We start from the raw sequence: 19,138 nt of genomic DNA on the forward strand, positions 1-19,138 counted from the left end.
AAGGTTGTTCTTTTCATTCAGAGAAGTCCATACATGATTTATTCAAGGAAGGGAGTCAGGAGGCATCATGTCTAGAGATGATACATCAAGGACGAACAACAATAGAAATAGAGGATCGTCCAGTACCAATTCAAAACCAAAACCGAAAAGTAAGAAGAAAAAGAAGTTTTTGACTAAAAAGCGTGTGCTGTGGAGCTTGTTCTTTGCTACAGCGTTGGCCATTTTCTGTGCGCTTGGCGGTTATCTGTTCATTATGCTGAATGGGCAAAAACTTCTCCTAGAGAACCAAGACAAGCTGACCGTAAATGAAACTACAAAAGTATATGACCGCAATGCTAATTTAATCGGCGAATTATCGCTTGAGAAAAGCGATCCTGTAGAGTATGAGAAGATTCCACCGTTATTGATCAATGCCTTTGTGGCCACAGAAGATAAACGCTTCTTTGAGCATTCTGGTGTGGATTTATGGTCAATCGGCCGGGCAGCGGTAAAAGATATTGCTGCACGCAGCATGGTAGAAGGTGGTAGTACCATTACTCAGCAGCTGGCCAAAAACATCTTTTTGACACGGGATAAAACATTTTTCCGTAAAGCGACTGAGGTATCCATTGCTGTAGCATTGGAGAACCAGAAATCTAAAGAAGAGATCATTACGATGTACCTGAACCGAATAAACTTTGGGGGTACGATCTACGGAATTAAAGCAGCATCTGAAAGATATTTTGGTAAGAGTGATCTGAATGATCTGAAAGTTTGGGAAATTGCGACACTGGCTGCGATGCCTAAGGGACCGTCTCGTTACAACCCTCTGCGTAACCCGGATCTTTCAAAGGAACGTCGCGCAGTAGTGCTTCAGCTCATGTACGAACAAGGTTATATTACGGAGCAAGAGAGAGACGAAGCACAAGCCGTGGATTATAATTATAAGCCACCTGAAAAGAAACAGCGTTATCAAGCTTTTATTGACTTCGCAGTGGAAGAAGCAGAAGAAAAGTTTGGACTATCCGAAGATGATCTGAATATTGGTGGTTACAAGATATACACCACGATGGATAAGCACGCTCAAGAAACCGTAGAAGATGCTTTTGCAGACAGTGATAACTTCGAGAAGAGTGTAGACGACGAACTGGTACAAGGTTCTATGACCATCGTGAATCAAGAGAATGGCGGCATTGTCGCACTTCTAGGTGGACGGAATTATGAGAAAAAAGGTTACAGCCGTGTAAATGGCAGCCGACGTTCTCCTGGTTCAGCCTTTAAACCAATCGTTGCTTATGCTCCAGCACTGGAAACTGGAAAGTACGACAAGTATTCTACGTTAAGCAACGAGAAGCAGTGTTTTTCCAACTATTGCCCAACTAACCTTCACGGATATTCCAAGAGTATTAGTATGAGTGATGCTATACAGAAATCAGAGAATATTCCTTCGGTCTGGTTGCTTAATGAAATTGGAGTGAATACCGGATTTAAGTTTGCCAAGAAATTGGGGATTGGACTGGAAGACGAGGACAAGAACCTCTCACTGGCTCTCGGAGGTATGAGCAAAGGAACGAATACACTGGAAATGGCACAAGCTTACAGTGCTTTTGCAAATGGCGGTGAACTTCGAGAATCATATTCCATTAAATCGATCACTGATAGTAGTGGAGAGACCGTCTTCAAGGCTAATACAACGCCTGAGCGTGTTATGAGTAAGCAAACGGCTTATCAAATGACCGAGATGATGCAAAAGGTTGTAGAGAGTGGTACGGGTAGAAAAGCAAGGATTGATCGTCCAGTTGCTGGTAAGACCGGTACGACTCAAAGTGGATATTCTGGAATCAGCTCGAACCGTGATGTTTGGTTTGTGGGATATACACCTGAATGGACAGCTGCTGTGTGGATGGGTTATGACAAGCCAAGCAAGAAACATCTGCTTAAGAATAGCAGTGGGCTTGCCGCAGCATTCTGGGGTAAAGTGATGGAGGAAGCGTTAAGGGATGTTCCTAAGAAGTCCTTCCCACAGCTAGATAATGAAATCGCTCCTGCACCTACAGAAACACCTGAACCAGCTAAGAATGTTAGTGGACTTACTGCAGCTTATGATCCATCTACGATGACAGTAAATCTGGGCTGGCAGGCAGTTCCTGTTGCGGGTGTAGAATATCGTATTTATCGTAGAGAGACATCCGAGGCTGATTTCGGTTTACTGTTAAATACGGTCACGACTAGTGCAGGAGACTTTAGTGCAATGCCTGGTCTGGTTTACGAGTATTACGTTACTTCCTACGATCCTGCAACCCAAGTAGAAAGTGAACCATCGAATGTGGTTACTGTCTCAGTGCAGGATGAGATGCCAACACCTGAGCCAACCATTGATCCTAATCTCCCGACACCAACCCCTGAGAATGGTGGAGACAATGGCTGGGATAATGGCAACGGTGGAAATAATGGTAGTGGCAACGATGGAAGCGGAAATAATGGTGGAACAGGAACCTTGCCTGAATTCACTACGCCTCCACCGTCAGCAACACCGATACCTACCGCTCCGCCAGATGTACCTTCTGGAGGCGGAAGTTCGGGGAATGACAGTGGTAATGCAACACAAAGCCCTGATCAAGAGGCTAGCAATGTGAATGGTGATTCTTCTGTTCAATAGTGATGCTTTGAATTTATGAAGTTAGCTTTTCTTTTCCTGAGGCTGTCTCAAAAGTAGTGAATGCTACTTATGGGACAGCTTCTTTCTTTTATAACTCCATATTTTTCTAATCGAATCTGTGATAAAAATTTGCTGTATTTTGCGGGATGTTTTGAGTGTATCCTCTAAATGTGGTAAGCTGAAGAAACCATACTGGAGAGGGTAATTTCTATGAAACGTAAATTCGGAGACCGGGCCAACTGGCGCCGGATTACGCGTCGCCATTTTGCCTGCCGCTATGTGGAGAGCCGGGAATTCAGCGGATATATTACGCTTTATACCATCTACGGGCTGAAAGAACCACTGTGGAAGAGCTATGGACGGCATACATATCGTATTGCGGATAAAGGTTATTCCTGGCTGCAATATTTCCCCAAAGACAGTCACTATATTGTGACGGCTATGTTTGACGAACGGCAAAATATCATTCAATGGTACATAGACACCTGCAAGGTGCAGGGCGTCACAGACCAAGGCGTTCCATGGTTTGATGATTTGTATCTGGATGTGGTTGTGCTTTGGAATGGCGAGGTTTTCTTGCTTGATGAGGATGAATTAGAGGAAGCGCTGGAGAGGGAAGATATTTCCGAGAGTGATTATAAACTCGCCTGGGAGACAGCCAATACTATTTTACGCGGCATCGATGCTCATGCTTTCCCTTATTTCTCACTATCTTTGAAGCATCGTGCCGAATTATTTCATCATGGAGAATTCAGGAGGAAATAAAGAAATGGAATGGTACGTCTACGGAAGAGGGTCTTCCCCGATTCGGATTGTTTCCAAAAAACGCAGATTCTGGACGAAACGAACGTTGCTTATCGCTTTATCGATTATTGTGATTGCTGGATTGTTGTGGTGTGCTTATGCGTTAAACAATATTAATAAAGCTGCCACGACAGATCCTATGCAAAAGGCGGATGTTGGGATCATTCTTGGTATGTCGATGTGGGGGGATGAGCCTAGCCCAGGACTTAAGGAACGGCTGGATTACGGACTGAAGCTTTATCAAGAAGGGATGTTCCCACATCTTATTGTATCTGGTGGTTTAGATAAACCTGATTTACAATACACCGAAGCTCAAGGAATGCGTAATTATTTGGTTGCTAAAGGAGTGCCAGATAGCGCCATTTACGTAGAGAATGAAGCTACCAGCACTTACGAGAATCTTTTGTTTAGTAAAGAGATTATGGCACGTGAAGGTTTGTCTTCAGCAATAATCATTACGCATACTTATCATGGGTGGCGGGCTCATGAAATTGCTGACGAGCTTGCATATGTGAATCCTGAGCTGGGACTTACAGAATCCACCGTTCTATCGATGACAAGACATAAAACACGTGAGATTCTAGCCTATACGAAATGGAAGCTTCAGCAGCTATTCCTGTGATTTGTCCAAAAAATCCCGAATCTTCTAATAACACTTCATTTACTGGAATAGACTTGATTAGAGAAGTCAGCCCTGGATAATGAGGTGATACCGATGAGCGGACGCGTAGCAGCGGCCAGTGGACGGGAGGAAGAAAGACCGTCTCGACAAATCAATATTGTATTGCGGAGTCAAGAGCCTCCGGCTATAACTAACCCTTCTGGAGAGAGTCGGCCGGTACCTCCAAAAAATCACGGCCACACTAGCCTATTCCAAGAGTTAACGCAAGAATTGGAAGGTTTAGTAGGTCTGGACAATATCAAAGAGCTAGTCTTTGAAATCTACGCCTTGTTACAGATTGCTCAAATGCGAACTGAGGCAGGACTTGCAAGCGGTGGGCAAGCTTATCACATGGTTTTTAAAGGGAATCCCGGAACTGGCAAGACAACCGTGGCTAGAATCGTAGCTAAGCTGTTCCAGCGTATGGGTGTACTGACCAAAGGACATCTCATTGAGGTGGAGAGAGCCGACCTTGTAGGAGAATACATCGGTCATACTGCACAGAAGACTCGCGATCTGGTAAAAAAGGCTTTGGGCGGTATTTTGTTTATCGATGAGGCTTATAGCCTTGCTCGCGGTGGAGAAAAGGATTTTGGAAAAGAAGCGATTGATACGCTCGTCAAGGCCATGGAGGATCATCGCAGTCAATTTATACTTATCTTAGCGGGGTACTCTGGAGAGATGGAGTATTTTTTGATGAGCAATCCCGGATTGCCTTCACGGTTTCCGATACAGGTGGAATTTCCTGATTATACGATCGATCAACTGCTGCAAATTGCTGAACTCATGGCAAAAGATCGCGACTATATTTTGATGCCACAGGCGATACTCAAGTTAAAGCAGCATTTGTTAGTAGAGAAGACGGAGAGTCTTCATGCTTTCAGTAATGCGCGGTATGTTCGCAACGCCATTGAGAAAGCTGTTCGGGGTCAGGCTGTAAGACTGTTAAACCAGTATGAAAGTACCAGCCCAGGCAAGCAGGAATTAATGACGCTTCGAACTGAGGATTTCAAATTATGAATTACAGGATACTATCACCGTCATAAGGAGCATGACATACATGGCAATAACAACGCATGATACGGAAACAGATGTACAAGATCGAGCGATATTGGTAAGTCTCGTCACAGATAAAATTAAAAGAACCGGAATTGATCCAGAGCTTTCATTACAGGAATTAGTGCAATTAGCCGAAACCGCTGGTGTTGAAGTTCTGGATGTGCTGCGTCAAAACAAGGAAACGCCTGATTCTAGATGGTTTATTGGTAAAGGTAAAGTAGAAGAGCTACGGATGGCTGCTGATGCTCTCGGGGCTAATACAGCTATCTTTGATCAAGAATTGTCCGGAGCCCAAGTACGGAACCTTGAGGAGGCTCTCGATCTTAAGATTATTGACCGGACGCAGCTTATTCTGGATATTTTTGCGGGGCGTGCGAAGACGCGAGAAGGAATTATTCAGGTAGAACTGGCACAATTGTCCTATCTGTTACCCCGGCTTTCCGGCCAAGGGAAGAACTTATCTAGACTAGGTGGAGGAATTGGTACCAGAGGTCCGGGTGAAAGTAAGCTGGAAACCGATCGCCGACATATTCGTGATCGGATTACGGAGCTGAAACGCCAGCTGGATGAGGTTGTTAAGACTCGTGAGCTACATCGGGAGCGTCGCCGCAAGGCGGGAGCGGTGCAAGTCGCACTTGTTGGGTATACGAATGCAGGGAAATCAACGCTGCTTAAGCAACTAACCGATGCGGATGTCTATATTGAAAACCAGTTGTTTGCCACACTGGACCCTACTTCACGTGTGCTTGAGCTAGCAGGTGGAAAAGAGGTCGTGCTTACGGATACTGTAGGCTTCATTCAGAATCTTCCGCATGATCTTGTCGCATCTTTCCGTGCAACGCTGGAGGAAGTGAATGAGGCTAATTTGGTGCTACATGTGGTGGATGCCTCTTCACCAATGCGTGAGGAGCAGATGGAGATTGTCCAATCCATCTTGCAGGATCTTGGTGCATCTGGTACACCGCAAATCGTACTTTTTAATAAAATTGATCTATGTCAGCCTGAGCAACTGGAAATGTTGCCTACAGGTACAGGGTACTTGAAGATCAGTGCATTTAATCCTGAAGATTTAACACGGATTACCGAAATGATCGCCGATGAACTGGCTGGCGACACACTCAACTTCCGCATTCCCGGAGACCGAGGTGACATTTCTTCCTTGCTCTACAGGGTGGGAGAGGTTCTGGAAACGACATATGATGAGAACGATGTGCTCTATAACGTTCGTCTTAATAAAGAGGATTATGACAAATGGGGTTACATGCTTGCTGATTTTGTGGACCAGCAGTAATCTTGTCAGTCATTCCTAAGGTGGAAATGCTTCGTTTATAGGTATAAAATAATAGCTAATCTAGAAAGCGTCAGTTTACTGCCGCTTTCTGTCATTATGATGGCAAGTAAATGTAAGGAGCGAATAAGAACGAATGGTAGTTTTTGCAGAGGATATTTTGAGCGCGGCAGAGGCCGCAGAAGTTGAAATAGAAGGCGCTGTCAAAGCCCTTGATCGTATTGTAGATAAGAATCAGTGGAAGGTTATAGAAGCGTTCCAGCGTCATCAAGTCAGTGATTTTCACTTTGCCGGTTCAACGGGGTATGCGTATAATGACCGTGGCCGTGAAGTGTTGGATCTTGTCTATGCTGACGTTTTTGGTGCGGAATCTGCACTGGTACGCCCGCATTTCGCTTCAGGAACACACACCATATCAACAGCTCTATTTGGTGTACTGCGTCCAGGAGATGAGCTGCTATACATCACAGGACGTCCGTACGATACCTTACATAAGGTAATTGGTCACACAGGGGATGGGACAGGTTCTCTCGCAGATTTCGGAATTACTTACCGGGAGGTTGCTCTTACTGCAGATGGCAAGATCGATTGGGATGAGGTAGCTCTCGCTATTAACGAAAATACTAAAGTGATTGGAATCCAAAGGTCACGCGGATATGATTGGCGTGCTTCTTTCACAGTGGCTGAAATTGGTGAAATGACTTCGAGGGTAAAGGTGTTGAAACCGGAAGTGATTGTCTTCGTAGACAATTGTTATGGTGAGTTTACCGAAGAGCTTGAGCCTCCACAGGTTGGTGTGGATCTAGTAGCAGGATCGTTAATTAAGAATCCGGGTGGGGGTATTGCTGAGACAGGCGGTTATATTTGTGGCCGACAGGATCTTGTGGAATTGGCAGCTTATCGATTAACCGCTCCTGGCATAGGTGGTGAAGTAGGGGCTATGTTAGGAACAACACGTGGGCTTTACCAAGGGTTGTTTATGGCTCCACACACGGTCGGACAAGCTTTAAAAGGGAGTATTTTTGCTGCATCCGTATTTCAGCGTTGCGGGTTTGAGACAAAGCCAGCGTGGAACGAGCCTCGTACGGATTTGATTCAGGCGGTTTCCTTTGATGGACCAGAACACTTAATTGCCTTTGTTCAGGGCATACAACGCGCTGCAGCTGTGGACAGCCATGTGGTACCAGAGCCTTGGGATATGCCAGGTTATGAACATCCTGTTATTATGGCTGCAGGCACGTTTATACAAGGTGGAAGCTTGGAGTTATCTGCAGATGCGCCTATACGTGCTCCTTATATTGGCTATATGCAAGGCGGGTTAACCTATTCACATGTTAAATATGGCGTTTTGATGGCACTTCAAAGTATGCGTGAAAGAAAATTGCTGTAAGAATATCTCACATACCATTGACACGCTGTATTAGGAAATGTACAATGAGATCAGAAAAAGATCATTGGAAGGTTGGATGAGTCATGGGTGATGAAATCCGCAGAAATATGGCACTATTTCCTATTGGAATTGTAATGAAGCTGACTGATTTGTCCGCGAGACAAATTCGTTATTATGAGCAGCACAGTCTGATCGTACCAGCACGTACGTCGGGGAATCAGCGTTTGTTCTCTTTTAATGATGTTGAGCGCCTATTAGAAATTAAAGCTCTGATCGAGAAGGGTGTTAATATTGCTGGCATTAAGCAAGTAATGAATCCTGTCTCTAAGGAATCCGAGGAAGCTACTGTTATTACCCCTGATACAGAGGTTAGACGTAGAGAGTTATCCGATTCCCAGCTTCACCGAATGCTGAAGCAAGAACTAGTTTCCGGTAAAAGACCGGGACAAGTGTCTCTGATTCAAGGTGAGTTATCCCGGTTTTTTAATAAATAATAATATATAGAAGTTCGAAAGGGAGAGGATCACATGAGCTTTTCTAAAGAGGATATTTTACGCATTGCCAAGGAAGAGAATGTTCGTTTTATTCGTCTGCAATTTACGGATCTATTAGGTACTATCAAGAATGTAGAGATTCCAGTTAGCCAATTGGAAAAAGCGCTTGATAATAAAATGATGTTTGATGGTTCTTCCATCGAAGGTTATGTACGGATTGAAGAATCTGATATGTATCTCTTCCCTGACCTAGATACATGGGTAATCTTCCCTTGGGTGACAGATAGTCGTGTAGCTCGTCTGATTTGTGACGTCTACATGCCAGATGGTACACCTTTTGCTGGAGACCCGCGTGGTATCCTCAAACGTTGTCTGAAGGAAGCAGAAGAAATGGGTTTCACAGCTATGAACGTTGGACCAGAACCTGAATTCTTCCTATTCAAGACAGACGAAAGAGGCAATCCTACTACGGAATTGAACGACCAAGGTGGATACTTTGACTTAGCGCCAACGGATTTAGGGGAAAACTGTCGTCGTGAAATCGTACTGACCCTTGAAGAAATGGGCTTTGAAATCGAAGCTTCCCACCATGAAGTAGCTTCGGGCCAGCATGAAATTGACTTTAAATATGCTGACGCGATTACTGCTGCTGACCAAATTCAAACCTTTAAGCTCGTCGTGAAAACGGTAGCCCGTCAACACGGCCTGCATGCAACTTTTATGCCTAAACCATTGTTCGGTATCAACGGATCTGGTATGCACGCTCACCAATCCTTGTTTAAAGGCAAAGAAAACATGTTCTACGACGAAAGCGACAAGCTGGGTCTGAGCAAAACTGCACGTTACTACATGGCTGGTATTTTGAAGCACGCTCGTGCTTTTGCAGCGATTACTAACCCAACAGTGAACTCATACAAACGCCTTGTTCCTGGTTATGAAGCACCTTGCTACGTAGCTTGGTCTGCAAGTAACCGTAGCCCAATGATTCGTATTCCGGCTTCTAGAGGTCTTAGCACACGTGTTGAGGTTCGTAACCCGGACCCAGCAGCTAACCCTTACCTCGCACTTGCTGTTATGTTGAAAGCAGGTCTTGACGGAATTAAACGTAAGCTTGATCTTCCAGCTCCGATTGACCGTAACATCTATGTGATGTCTGAAGAAGAGCGCATCGAAGAAGGCATTCCAAGCTTGCCATCCGATTTGAAAGAAGCACTTAGCGAAATGATCCGTAGTCATGTTATTACCGAAGCTCTCGGCGAACATGCTTTGGCTCACTTCTACGAGCTAAAAGAAATCGAATGGGATATCTACCGCACACAAGTTCACGAGTGGGAAAGAGCGCAATACATGACTCTTTACTAGAACTGTTAAACCCTTGACACCATTGGTGTTGAGGGTTTTTTTGTGTGTGGGTAAGGTTTGGAGGTTTTGTGGAAGGTTAATGAGCGCCCCCGTAATGCCCCCTGAAAATGTAGTTTTATTCGAGGATACTTCTCATATGAGCTTCAAATTTCTCCACACTGCTTTCATTTATTTTCTTTGAAATATGTGTGTATGTGTCCGCTGTGATTCTCATACTACCGTGACCTAAACGTTCTTGTACGTACTTCATATCGTTACCAGCCTCAAGTAAAAGGACAGCATGAGTGTGACGAAGAGAATGGATCGGCAGCGCTGAGAGACCAATACGTTTCAAAATTCGCAAAAAAGAATTGAATAGAGAGGATTTCGGCTAACCCGTGACGAAGCCACGGCATGTGTTAAGCCACTTTATATCACAGGTGGACCCGGATGGCGTCCGGAACGTCCGAAAGGCTGGGCAATTCTTCCGAAATATCGATGTGCGGAACTTAAAGTTCATGTGGAAGCTACAGAACAACCTATTGCTTATCTTCATGTGCGAAACGCAATACCACCCGTAAGAAGGTGAAGAAGGAAATATCTCCTTTGAAGCAAAAGATATTCGCTGAACACAAACCAGGAAAGAGTACGGCAGATAGAGGGGAATTTCCGCGAGATTAGATTGCTTGAGTCGTTTGAGACCAACGATCTAAAGAACTTCACTGCAATGTTTACTGGTGCTCTTAATGGCTATGCTGCACAGGGGTCTTATCATCCAAATGATCGATTTGAAGATTATAAGATTTGTATAACAACGAGGTTATTGCATTATTGGTTATCAGGAATGCTGAACAGTTAGCTACAAGAGGCAAATAGATATGAAAAAAGAGCTGTTTTCACAGCCCCTCTGGAATAGAAAATTACTCAGGCATGATCCAAACAATCTCACATATCCGGACAAAGAACTTTCTACCTCTAGTATCTAACACAACATGGTCTGGTTTGACATCAACTACACATCCGCTGACTCCACCACGAGTAGTTTCTAACACAACTTGTTTTCCAATAACAGATTTTAAGGTTTCTACAACATATGGATCAACAGGGTATACCACGATGGGTTGTGGCATTTGGTGCATTTGATGCATTGAATTCATTTGGTTCATTGGATAGTTCAACATATTACCTCCCAATTGGTTATACGTCATCCTATGCTGATGCCTAGCCAATGTATTGGGCAGTAACCCATTTTCAAAATAAGGGTAAGCCATTAATCGGGGATAGCCCCAGTAGCGGAACCTCATTTATCTTTAGGAGTTTTGGGTTTACCTGTCTGAGGCAAGGCAACACCAAAAACAATTCCTAAACCAATACCTAATGCAATGTTGTGGAATGCAAATCCAAAAGCAACAGCAGAGCATATTCCTAGACCCAAGCCGTAAAACTTTTTATTTTTATCCATATGTAACACTCCGATTTCAATTATTTAACAATTGTACGTGGCTTATCAAAATAAGTTTCGTTAGTCCCAGGGAGGGAAAAGACATGGAAACATTGGATAAATACCGTTGTGAGTGCGGCAGGAAATACGCTGACGGATGAATAAGCTGCAGATTCTGTTCTGTATCGACTACAACCTTGAAATTATCGCTGATTTTGAACGGGATATACAAGGAGCTGAAAAGCAACTGCTTCAATGCAGGCGAGATTATAACACTCGGAGCACAGATCCGGGCTGGTGAAATGATTGAGTGGCTTGAGAAATCCGGACTGATACCGGAAGACAAAGTAATCATGCATTCATGCTACGAAGCTCGGAAGGAAAAATACAAGGATAAGGTTTGGACGGTGAAGTGGGAACCGTGGGACTTGTGCGGATCAGAGGTAGTGCTGCTGGAAGGTTTTAATGGCGGGTTTGCCACTGAATATCTAAAGAAGGTAGAGGGTTAACCACCCTCTCCCATATAAAGGAGAGGACAAATAACCAGTATGTATTGAAAGAACAATTATGCAAACAAGTTGCTCAGCGCCAGGGGTTGGACAAATGCGGAGACTATAATCGGGGGATGATTGGTGACCTCAAACGATCGATGACGAGATAAATTAAACCCAACCAAGGTATGAAAATTGTCAGTATGACAGCAATAACAATCTTCCATATTTCGGATTTCTTTTTCCACATAACTCTAGCTACAAAAATTGGAACAAGTATACGTAGTGCATATATTCCAATACCAATGAGTATATATTCCATTTCAAATTCTCCTTATGTATTATTTATTCTCTTTTTACTATCGGTTGGAAAATAAATCATTATTAACATTGCTTCAATTTATTTGAAAATACGATGAAGAAATGAGGCAAAGCCATGAAGTCCATAACCATCATTCAGCCGTGGGCAACACTGATAGCTCTCAATGAGAAGAAGTTTGAAACGCGCAGCTGGCCCACAAAGCACAGAGGACCACTCGCTATCCATGCAGTGAAGAAGATTGATAAAGAGGCCTGCGAAGTGCCAGAGATTAAAGCAGCGTTGGCTCGGAACGGTTATACAGTGGACAACTTACCGACTGGGGCTGTGGTAGCTATTTCAGAGTTGAAAGATTGCTTCAGAATCCGGCGAGATGTGCTGGGCGGAGTGATTGCCTTAGAATCAGACACTCGAAAAACTCACTTCAATACTCTTGATAAAGAGTATTCCTTCGGATGGTTTGATCAAGGACGCTATGCTTGGGAATTGGCAGACATTAAGCAACTGCTGGCTCCGATTCCAGCCAAAGGGCAACAACAGATTTGGAACTGGGAAGGAGTGCAGTTATGAGTGAATCGGGAAAAATTCCCTTATCCAGCATGACACCAGAACGGATAGAAGAGATAAAGAGAAATTTTAAAGCAGGTTCTCCATGGTGGTTCATGATTGAAAAGGCAGAAATTGCGTATTTAATTCACTCACTAGAAGAGTCACAACAACAGAACGCGCGTTGGAAAGAAGCTGTAAACGGGTTGATGATGGCTGACACAGATGTTCAGAGGGATTTAGCAGAGGCACAGCAGACCATAGCCCGGCAACAGGCGGAGTTGGATGAATATCAAGGGCAAATGAAAATCCTGACCGAGTGGGCGAACGCAGAGGAAATGAATGTTTCTGATTTGATTTCTGAGCGAAATGATCTACAGGAAGCGCTTGAAAAGATTAAATCCGCGGCGCCAAATCCTTTTTATCACATGGCTTCAGATGCTCTGAAGTGAAATAAGGAAGGGAGCAACAAGTCTTGACACAGGTAAAGGATAAGACAAACATTTGCCCCCGAGAGAGGGCAGAGGCGGCATTTATCACGCTTAGTATTGTTAAGTAGACACATAAGGCGTAACAAATGCTATTCGTTTTTCTTCTGTATCAGCTTCTCTATATAAATCCAAACATAGTAAGTAATCCAAAATGCCATCATGGTTGCTAATAATGCATAAGACCTTTTATCGTATGGAAGAGTGAAAGCCAAGATGATCCCTAGAATGAGGAACGGTGGTGAAAGGGTGAAATATTTCTTTTTATGCAATTTATCTATCTCCTTATTATTAATTAGTTATAAGTACATTATCACTATTAACAAATTATAGGAAGTGTGGACATGATCCTATGCGATCTACCATACGGCACAACGCAGAGCCCTTGGGATTCTATCCTGCCGTTTGATCAGCTATGGAAGGCATATGAACGGATCATTAAGGATAACGGGGCAATCGTCTTATTTGCTAAAGCCCCATTTGATAAGGCACTCGCAGCCAGCAATATGAAATTATTTAAATATGAATGGATATGGGAAAAGAACAAGGCAACAGGACACTTAAACAAAGGTCATGCCGCTGCAAGCTCATGAAAACATACTAGTCTTTTATAAAAGGCTGCCGATCTATAATGCTCAAATGAGTTAGGGACATAAACCAATGAATGCAGCGACTAACAACCATAAATCATCTGTTTATGGTGATGAAATTCCGTGGTCAAACGAGGCTGGGAAGACTGAGAGATTGCCGCGCAGTGTCTTGTACTATCCGGTAGTTAACAACGATGATCCTGAACTAATCCATCCAAATCAAAAACCAGTGGAGTTGTGCGAATACCTCATACGCACCTACACCAACCCTGGGGAAACCGTCCTAGACAATTGTGCTGGAAGTTGTACAACGGCTGTGGCTGCATCAAGGACTGGAAGAAAATATATCGCTATAGGGCGTAATGAACGACATGCTGCAGACGGAATGGAACGGTTGAAGAATATGCAATTAACGTTGTTCTAAGGGGCGAAGGCGATCGTCCGATAGCATAAACCCAGCAACAAGGGGGCCGCACCAGATCATTAAGGGAGTAGGAGTATCCCTCCTCTCCCAAAGGTACAGTAGACGCATACTGCGACATAAAAAAAGATAAAAGTGATTATGCACCCTTATCTTTTTCAAGCAATTCTATTATTCTGTCTAATTTTTTCTCTATGCTAGCATTTTTATCTGAAACCTTGTTTTTAGTAAGATAATCTCTTTTTAACAGTAAAACCAAGGGAATCGCCCAAATAAATGCCAATGGTATTAAAAAAATATATTGCAAGATAACACCTCATTAATAGTTATTGTTTTATTATAACAAACTAAAACTAAAAAAAAGAACTTATTTGAAGTTATTTACTGCGCAGTACGAAGATACATGACATTAAGGGATAGAGGAGGTTACAGCACTCCTCACCCAAAGTTTATGACGCAGTAGACGCATACTGTGAAGCAAAAGTATTTACAACTTAGATTTCTCTTTATACTTTGACCAATTTATCCAAGATAAACTTATAAAACCTAACGCCATAAGCAGAATTTGTATTGGATCTCGATAAATATCGAATACAATTCCGATGCCAACAGAGAGAGGTATTAATATAAGACAAATAATAGAAAGCCATTTATTAATATTTTGATTTTCCTTCTTTATGTTATTCATGTTTATCCCCTTTCAAATAAATGATAATTATTTACAAATGTATTATATCATGCCAACTTAGGTTGATGTCCACATGCTGCACAGTACGAAAATACTGGGACAGAGATGGGTTAATAGCCCTCCTCTCCCACAAGGAGGATATAAATGATGGAATTGGCTGTACTGAACTTATAAGGGGGCTGAGACACATGGATAAGCATGACATTGTATACGTTTTGATTAACACGCTGCATGGAAAGGTAGAAATGGCAACGCAAAACGATTCTGAGGCATGGGCATTTTATCGGGATATGAAGGGAATTCGAATACAAGTGTTCATGAACATGAATCTGATTGCAAGTATAGAGCCTACAGTATCAGCGCTGGATTAATTTAGGGGGCTGAGACCCCAATCAAAGGAGACGATACACGATGAATACTTATGAAGTATGGGTCCAGTGGAACGAATGGGATGATCCTTGGTGCAGACGAACAGTACAAGGTGAAACTGCTGGGAAGACTAAGTATTCATTTTGGGAATACCTTCAGGATGGATTGTGGGAAGAGAAATTCGGTACAGTAGTCAAGAAATTGCGCTGCCGGAAGATCGGCGGTATCAAGGTCAGTGACTTGTTCACCAATCCAGCGACCTTCCGGGAGATTTGCGAGCGCCGTGCAATTGACTTCACATATCAAGGAATGAAGATCGAGGTTGACGGGCAATGTGGCGTGATGGTGGGTGGCAATCACTCGGGAAATATTGACGTTTGCTTCGAGGGGAAATACTACGCTGAGAACTGCCATCCCTGGTGGCGTACTAAATACTTTGATCGTAAAGGAAATTTGATTAAAGAATTCTTGGACTAATAGAGGTATAAGGGGGAGAAAAGTATGAAAGAAGTAAATGCAGATTTGTACCATGTGCTCAATGAAAACGAAACTGGCCTATATACTCAGGAATTTCATAAGAACAAAACGGTATATGCCTACGTTCATATTGATTTTTCAGACTTGGAGGACTTCGCAGAAGCCGTAGGTACCTATCCGTTTGAAGAGGGCGGCATGAAAGTCACGATGTTTGAGAGAACAATTTGCATTGACTTGAATGACATCATAGAAGGGTAAGGACATAGCTTGAGTAGTTATAAAAAATGCTTCGAAGAAGACACTTGGGACAGGTACAAAGAGCAGATCGAAGAGATGGAACTTGACTATTAGGCCGAAGGCCATCGAATCAGATCGAATAATTCCAGTAAAATGGGGCCCGGGTAATCATAGATCTTAACCATTAAAGATATACCAAAGTAATCCATAAGCGATTCCGAAGTAAGCAATCACACCCAGTAAAGAGATGGACAAAAGAATAATGATAACTTTCTTACCGTTCATAAAATTCACCTCTTATTTAATATAGCACGGGTTGAGAGAGGAACAAGAGACTTTGATAATCCGAAAGCGAGGAAATCATAATAAGCGATTGGTACTCAGGAATCAAAAGCAAGGAGATTGAATCTACAGGCGGTGGGCAAGGAAAGATTAAGAGATCACAACTCACGGAGGAAGAGAGAGCAAACCTAGATTCGAAATATCCCAAACCTATTGGTAAGGCTGCTGAGCGTCCATTTGTGATAAAGAGATCCGTAGAATGAGATACAAGGACACTCAAAAAGCATTGTCGGACGGGCATAGACAGTTTATCTTTACTGAAAGCCCAAGAAAACCTGTAGAAGTGCTGAAGTGGGGACCGAGTTGGGTTAGATTCAAAGATGCATACAACACATATCCTATCAGTACAATCATGAAGATGTTCTCTGATGGTGGAATGTATTTATACAGAAAAAAGCCCTGATGCGTCAGGCCAATAGCAGCTTTTATCCTCGACCAAATTGTACCACAAAGGGGAATGAGGATGAACATCGCCAATAGCAAGGCTCCTGCAGTAAAGGTAACGGACTTAGCTCCAGCAATTGCCCTAAACTATCGACTCTCCCTTAAAGGCGCGGAGCGAGCATATAGGAAGGCTGATGCTGAAGATAAAAAGGTGATTTCTGGAATGAATCTGACTGTGAGTTTGTCATTGAGTGGCTGAATTCAGGACTGAGACCAGGGAATAAGCGTGGGATAGAAAGGCGAGCAGTATATCAGCGTGAGATACTGATGGACCCTATTCGAATGCAATCATTTATCCAACAAAGTAATGCAGGGAGTCCAAGTAATTTATCAGAGTGGCAAAGATTTCAGATTGAAGATGCATTATCAACATTGAGTCCTCGCGAAAAGGAATGTTATGTATTAGCTTTTGGCAATTGCTACTCGCGTATTCAAATTGCTTATCTTCTTGGAATGAAAAAGGAGAGTGTTAACGAGTATATTGCCCGAGGGCAGGTGGAAGTTGGAAAATCACTTCAAAATAGTTTGTTATTATGTGATTAAATTGACAACATCTCTTTTGTAACCGATGTATAATTAAGGAATAATTTTCCTATATTTGAATTGATTTCTTCTAGATCTATTTCTATGAACATCATTGCGAGCGCTCGCCTTCAAATGATAGAAATAGAACCTCATCATGAGATTTGATGAAATGGGTATTACTTACTTTTTATCAAAGGAGGCGACAACATTCTAATCGTCTATAATGGAGTTTAATTGGGAGAGGTTGAAATCTGACTAAATGAAAATTAAAGGAGTGGACTTATCTTATGAAACGGTTACTCAATAGGAAATGGTTGATAGCGATTCTGGCACTTGTATTTATTGGATCCGCAGCATCTGCTGCATTTACTCAGACGATGCATGCTGCTGGAACGAACCCTAAAGTCATTATAAATGTAAATAGCAATAAAGCATTGGGAGTCAGTGGATGGGATAAACAAGCGGATGGGGCGCTTATCATACAATGGCACTTTAATTGGAATTCCATTGTTAATGATCAAAAATGGTATTTCGAAGATCTAGGAGACGGCTATTATCACATCAGAAACGTAGAAAGCGGAGATTTACTGGAAGTCAGCGAATCGTCTACATCCGATGGTGCTAATGTGATTCAATGGCCGGATAATGGCGGATGGAACCAGCAATGGAAAGTTGTTCCAACCAATCTGGATAGAGGTGACTCGTCGTATATTATCAACCGAGGTAGCGGCAAGTATTTGGATATATCGGGACAATCGACATCCGATGGAGGACAGGCTATCCAGTGGGATTATAATCGCGGCGCCAATCAACGCTGGTTCATTCCGCCTGCATCGTAACACATATGAAGCTAATGCCACGCCGTTTCTACACATAGAAACGGCGTGGTTTTTTAGATAGAGAAATTCAAGTTGAACATCCGACACGTATAGATAATTATAGATTCGGAATACAAGTGGCGAATACAGTTTTTGAAGACACTCTTTGTTAAATTTCATATCCTCTCTTTATTTGGAATATCGATGTCCGAAGTATAGTCCAGCAAATGCAGCACCGAATGCTCTTGCGCTGTTATATAAGGTGTCAAATTAATGTTCATAAATATCCTCCTTATCTAGTGTTGGTGAATCAAATCTATAACAAAGAAATCAATAAAAACAATGAGATTTTTAATTATTTTGAAAGTTGTCACCCGATAGCCACCTATATATAGGAGGAACCTATTAATTATTCGACTCTTATAATGAATGGTGTGTGAAAAACCCACGCCAGCCGATGAGCTCACGGTTAATTGAGCTCGACAATGATATAATAAAGATGTGGTGACCATAGCTGAATATTATTAAACAAAAAACGGAAAGCATCCTCTTAGGTGTGCTGTTCGTTTTTTTTGTTTATGTTATTTCATTAGCAACGACTTTTACATTCAGCTTCAGCAGCATTAACAGCTAATTTGCAAGCTGCTACCGCAATGGGATTACTTAGATTATTGCAAGCATCTCTACCGGCGTTAGCAGCTGCGGAACATAGATCCTCATAGGCTCCCATCAAGCCTACATCAGAAAAAGTAACTTCGACAATATCGCTAATTATTTGGAGATCAGATGGAGATACCTTTTGTTTAACAATGGAATTGTTTAAAGCTGGATTGTTAATGGTCATTATTTTTCATTCTCTTTAAAGTGTTTTGTATATTTCAGGATTAAGATGCACTTTGTTTGAAGGGATAATACGCAATTTAAATGTGGATAATTTGTGAGGTTATAAAATACTCTTTAAAATTTTCTTATAACCCCATAATCTAAACCCAAAAAGCTGCAGAGGTGACGGTGAAGTAAGGTACATGGGTAAAGATCCTGAATTGTCGGGGGTGGTGATAATGTAATGCCAAGAGCACGTGATCCAAACCGGGACCGCGCACTAGAGATATGGCGTGAGCACGGTGGGGAAATAACAAACAGGCAGATATCCGAGCAACTGCATATTGATGAAAAGAAGGTAGCCGTCTGAAAGCAGCGTGATAAATGGAGTGTTGTACAACAATCATCAAATAATGTTGTACAACAGCCAAAGAAAAAAAGAGTG

General features: G+C 42.6%; 25 protein-coding genes and 1 pseudogene. 21 read left to right on the forward strand and 5 right to left on the reverse strand.

Annotated features, from left to right (window positions below):
- Nucleotides 1–67 precede the first annotated feature (67 nt).
- From MKX35_RS17035 to glnA, 8 genes are all read left to right on the forward strand, one after another.
- Nucleotides 68–2,638 (forward strand): transglycosylase domain-containing protein, encoded by a 2,571-nt coding sequence (locus MKX35_RS17035; protein ID WP_076298772.1) that lies wholly within the window; start codon nucleotides 68–70, stop codon nucleotides 2,636–2,638.
- Nucleotides 2,639–2,848: 210 nt separating this feature from the next.
- The gene (locus MKX35_RS17040; protein ID WP_042128364.1) at nucleotides 2,849–3,403 is read left to right on the forward strand and encodes a DUF402 domain-containing protein; all 555 of its coding nucleotides are present in this window, start codon (nucleotides 2,849–2,851) and stop codon (nucleotides 3,401–3,403) included.
- A 4-nt stretch (nucleotides 3,404–3,407) separates the two neighbouring features.
- On the forward strand, nucleotides 3,408–4,064 hold the full coding sequence (locus MKX35_RS17045) for a YdcF family protein (protein WP_076298771.1): 657 nt from the start codon (nucleotides 3,408–3,410) through the stop codon (nucleotides 4,062–4,064).
- 93 nt (nucleotides 4,065–4,157) lie between these two features.
- Nucleotides 4,158–5,123 carry an AAA family ATPase gene (locus tag MKX35_RS17050; protein ID WP_042188887.1) on the forward strand — a complete coding sequence of 322 codons (966 nt, stop codon included), beginning with the start codon at nucleotides 4,158–4,160 and terminating at the stop codon, nucleotides 5,121–5,123.
- 40 nt (nucleotides 5,124–5,163) lie between these two features.
- Nucleotides 5,164–6,453 (forward strand): GTPase HflX, encoded by a 1,290-nt coding sequence (gene hflX / locus MKX35_RS17055; RefSeq protein ID WP_042188885.1) that lies wholly within the window; start codon nucleotides 5,164–5,166, stop codon nucleotides 6,451–6,453.
- Nucleotides 6,454–6,586: 133 nt separating this feature from the next.
- Nucleotides 6,587–7,840 (forward strand): methionine gamma-lyase family protein, encoded by a 1,254-nt coding sequence (locus tag MKX35_RS17060; RefSeq protein ID WP_076283514.1) that lies wholly within the window; start codon nucleotides 6,587–6,589, stop codon nucleotides 7,838–7,840.
- 83 nt (nucleotides 7,841–7,923) lie between these two features.
- Complete coding sequence (locus MKX35_RS17065) at nucleotides 7,924–8,334, forward strand: MerR family transcriptional regulator (RefSeq protein WP_042128355.1); 411 nt, start codon at nucleotides 7,924–7,926, stop codon at nucleotides 8,332–8,334.
- Nucleotides 8,335–8,367: 33 nt separating this feature from the next.
- A complete protein-coding gene (gene glnA / locus MKX35_RS17070; protein ID WP_042128352.1) occupies nucleotides 8,368–9,696 on the forward strand; it encodes a type I glutamate--ammonia ligase in 1,329 nt (442 codons plus the stop codon).
- Between the two features lie 115 nt (nucleotides 9,697–9,811).
- Here glnA and MKX35_RS17075 read toward each other — a convergent pair.
- Nucleotides 9,812–10,066 (reverse strand): annotated as a pseudogene (locus tag MKX35_RS17075) (tyrosine-type recombinase/integrase); the annotation flags it as partial.
- A gap of 291 nt (nucleotides 10,067–10,357) precedes the next feature.
- On the opposite strand from MKX35_RS17075, the gene MKX35_RS17080 reads away from it, so the two are divergent.
- Nucleotides 10,358–10,534, forward strand: coding sequence for a hypothetical protein (locus MKX35_RS17080; protein ID WP_341044378.1), 177 nt, complete (start codon nucleotides 10,358–10,360; stop codon nucleotides 10,532–10,534).
- Between the two features lie 61 nt (nucleotides 10,535–10,595).
- Here MKX35_RS17080 and MKX35_RS17085 read toward each other — a convergent pair whose 3' ends face one another.
- Nucleotides 10,596–10,841 carry a DUF2642 domain-containing protein gene (locus MKX35_RS17085; RefSeq protein ID WP_076298864.1) on the reverse strand — a complete coding sequence of 82 codons (246 nt, stop codon included), beginning with the start codon at nucleotides 10,839–10,841 and terminating at the stop codon, nucleotides 10,596–10,598.
- Nucleotides 10,842–10,975: 134 nt separating this feature from the next.
- Nucleotides 10,976–11,137 carry a hypothetical protein gene (locus MKX35_RS17090; RefSeq protein ID WP_179086661.1) on the reverse strand — a complete coding sequence of 54 codons (162 nt, stop codon included), beginning with the start codon at nucleotides 11,135–11,137 and terminating at the stop codon, nucleotides 10,976–10,978.
- 176 nt (nucleotides 11,138–11,313) lie between these two features.
- Here MKX35_RS17090 and MKX35_RS17095 point away from each other — a divergent pair, with 176 nt between their 5' ends.
- The 5 genes from MKX35_RS17095 to MKX35_RS17115 all read left to right on the forward strand — a co-directional run bounded on the left by MKX35_RS17095 (nucleotide 11,314) and on the right by MKX35_RS17115 (nucleotide 13,974).
- Nucleotides 11,314–11,625: a hypothetical protein gene (locus tag MKX35_RS17095; RefSeq protein WP_256716244.1), complete on the forward strand. Its 312-nt coding sequence runs from the start codon at nucleotides 11,314–11,316 to the stop codon at nucleotides 11,623–11,625.
- Nucleotides 11,626–12,043: 418 nt separating this feature from the next.
- A complete protein-coding gene (locus MKX35_RS17100) occupies nucleotides 12,044–12,496 on the forward strand; it encodes an ASCH domain-containing protein (protein WP_076298769.1) in 453 nt (150 codons plus the stop codon).
- Nucleotides 12,493–12,924, forward strand: a complete 432-nt coding sequence (locus MKX35_RS17105; protein WP_076298768.1) for a hypothetical protein — start codon at nucleotides 12,493–12,495, stop codon at nucleotides 12,922–12,924. The genes MKX35_RS17100 and MKX35_RS17105 overlap by 4 nt, the downstream gene beginning before the upstream one ends.
- Before the next feature lie 380 nt (nucleotides 12,925–13,304).
- Nucleotides 13,305–13,553 carry a hypothetical protein gene (locus MKX35_RS17110; protein ID WP_256716243.1) on the forward strand — a complete coding sequence of 83 codons (249 nt, stop codon included), beginning with the start codon at nucleotides 13,305–13,307 and terminating at the stop codon, nucleotides 13,551–13,553.
- A gap of 67 nt (nucleotides 13,554–13,620) precedes the next feature.
- Nucleotides 13,621–13,974: a DNA methyltransferase gene (locus MKX35_RS17115; protein WP_256716242.1), complete on the forward strand. Its 354-nt coding sequence runs from the start codon at nucleotides 13,621–13,623 to the stop codon at nucleotides 13,972–13,974.
- Nucleotides 13,975–14,110: 136 nt separating this feature from the next.
- Here MKX35_RS17115 and MKX35_RS17120 read toward each other — a convergent pair whose 3' ends face one another.
- Nucleotides 14,111–14,278 (reverse strand): DUF4083 family protein, encoded by a 168-nt coding sequence (locus MKX35_RS17120; RefSeq protein ID WP_234541773.1) that lies wholly within the window; start codon nucleotides 14,276–14,278, stop codon nucleotides 14,111–14,113.
- Nucleotides 14,279–14,847: 569 nt separating this feature from the next.
- Here MKX35_RS17120 and MKX35_RS17125 point away from each other — a divergent pair.
- The 6 genes from MKX35_RS17125 to MKX35_RS17150 all read left to right on the forward strand — a co-directional run bounded on the left by MKX35_RS17125 (nucleotide 14,848) and on the right by MKX35_RS17150 (nucleotide 17,892).
- Complete coding sequence (locus tag MKX35_RS17125) at nucleotides 14,848–15,030, forward strand: hypothetical protein (RefSeq protein ID WP_076298766.1); 183 nt, start codon at nucleotides 14,848–14,850, stop codon at nucleotides 15,028–15,030.
- A 40-nt stretch (nucleotides 15,031–15,070) separates the two neighbouring features.
- Nucleotides 15,071–15,505 (forward strand): hypothetical protein, encoded by a 435-nt coding sequence (locus MKX35_RS17130; RefSeq protein WP_076298765.1) that lies wholly within the window; start codon nucleotides 15,071–15,073, stop codon nucleotides 15,503–15,505.
- 24 nt (nucleotides 15,506–15,529) lie between these two features.
- Entirely contained in the window at nucleotides 15,530–15,763 is a 234-nt protein-coding gene (locus MKX35_RS17135; protein WP_076298764.1) for a hypothetical protein, read from the forward strand.
- Between the two features lie 784 nt (nucleotides 15,764–16,547).
- The gene (locus tag MKX35_RS17140) at nucleotides 16,548–16,727 is read left to right on the forward strand and encodes a hypothetical protein (RefSeq protein WP_256716241.1); all 180 of its coding nucleotides are present in this window, start codon (nucleotides 16,548–16,550) and stop codon (nucleotides 16,725–16,727) included.
- A gap of 83 nt (nucleotides 16,728–16,810) precedes the next feature.
- Entirely contained in the window at nucleotides 16,811–17,071 is a 261-nt protein-coding gene (locus MKX35_RS17145; protein ID WP_256716240.1) for a sigma factor-like helix-turn-helix DNA-binding protein, read from the forward strand.
- A 269-nt stretch (nucleotides 17,072–17,340) separates the two neighbouring features.
- A complete protein-coding gene (locus tag MKX35_RS17150) occupies nucleotides 17,341–17,892 on the forward strand; it encodes an RICIN domain-containing protein (protein ID WP_076298762.1) in 552 nt (183 codons plus the stop codon).
- A 568-nt stretch (nucleotides 17,893–18,460) separates the two neighbouring features.
- Here the strand turns inward: MKX35_RS17150 and MKX35_RS17155 are convergent.
- On the reverse strand, nucleotides 18,461–18,715 hold the full coding sequence (locus MKX35_RS17155) for a hypothetical protein (RefSeq protein WP_076298761.1): 255 nt from the start codon (nucleotides 18,713–18,715) through the stop codon (nucleotides 18,461–18,463).
- A gap of 222 nt (nucleotides 18,716–18,937) precedes the next feature.
- On the opposite strand from MKX35_RS17155, the gene MKX35_RS17160 reads away from it, so the two are divergent.
- A complete protein-coding gene (locus MKX35_RS17160) occupies nucleotides 18,938–19,063 on the forward strand; it encodes a phage terminase small subunit-related protein (RefSeq protein ID WP_256716239.1) in 126 nt (41 codons plus the stop codon).
- The last annotated feature ends 75 nt before the right edge of the window (nucleotides 19,064–19,138 follow it).

The organism is Paenibacillus sp. FSL R5-0923, from assembly GCF_038009145.1.
Classification (GTDB): Bacteria; Bacillota; Bacilli; order Paenibacillales; family Paenibacillaceae; genus Paenibacillus_AQ.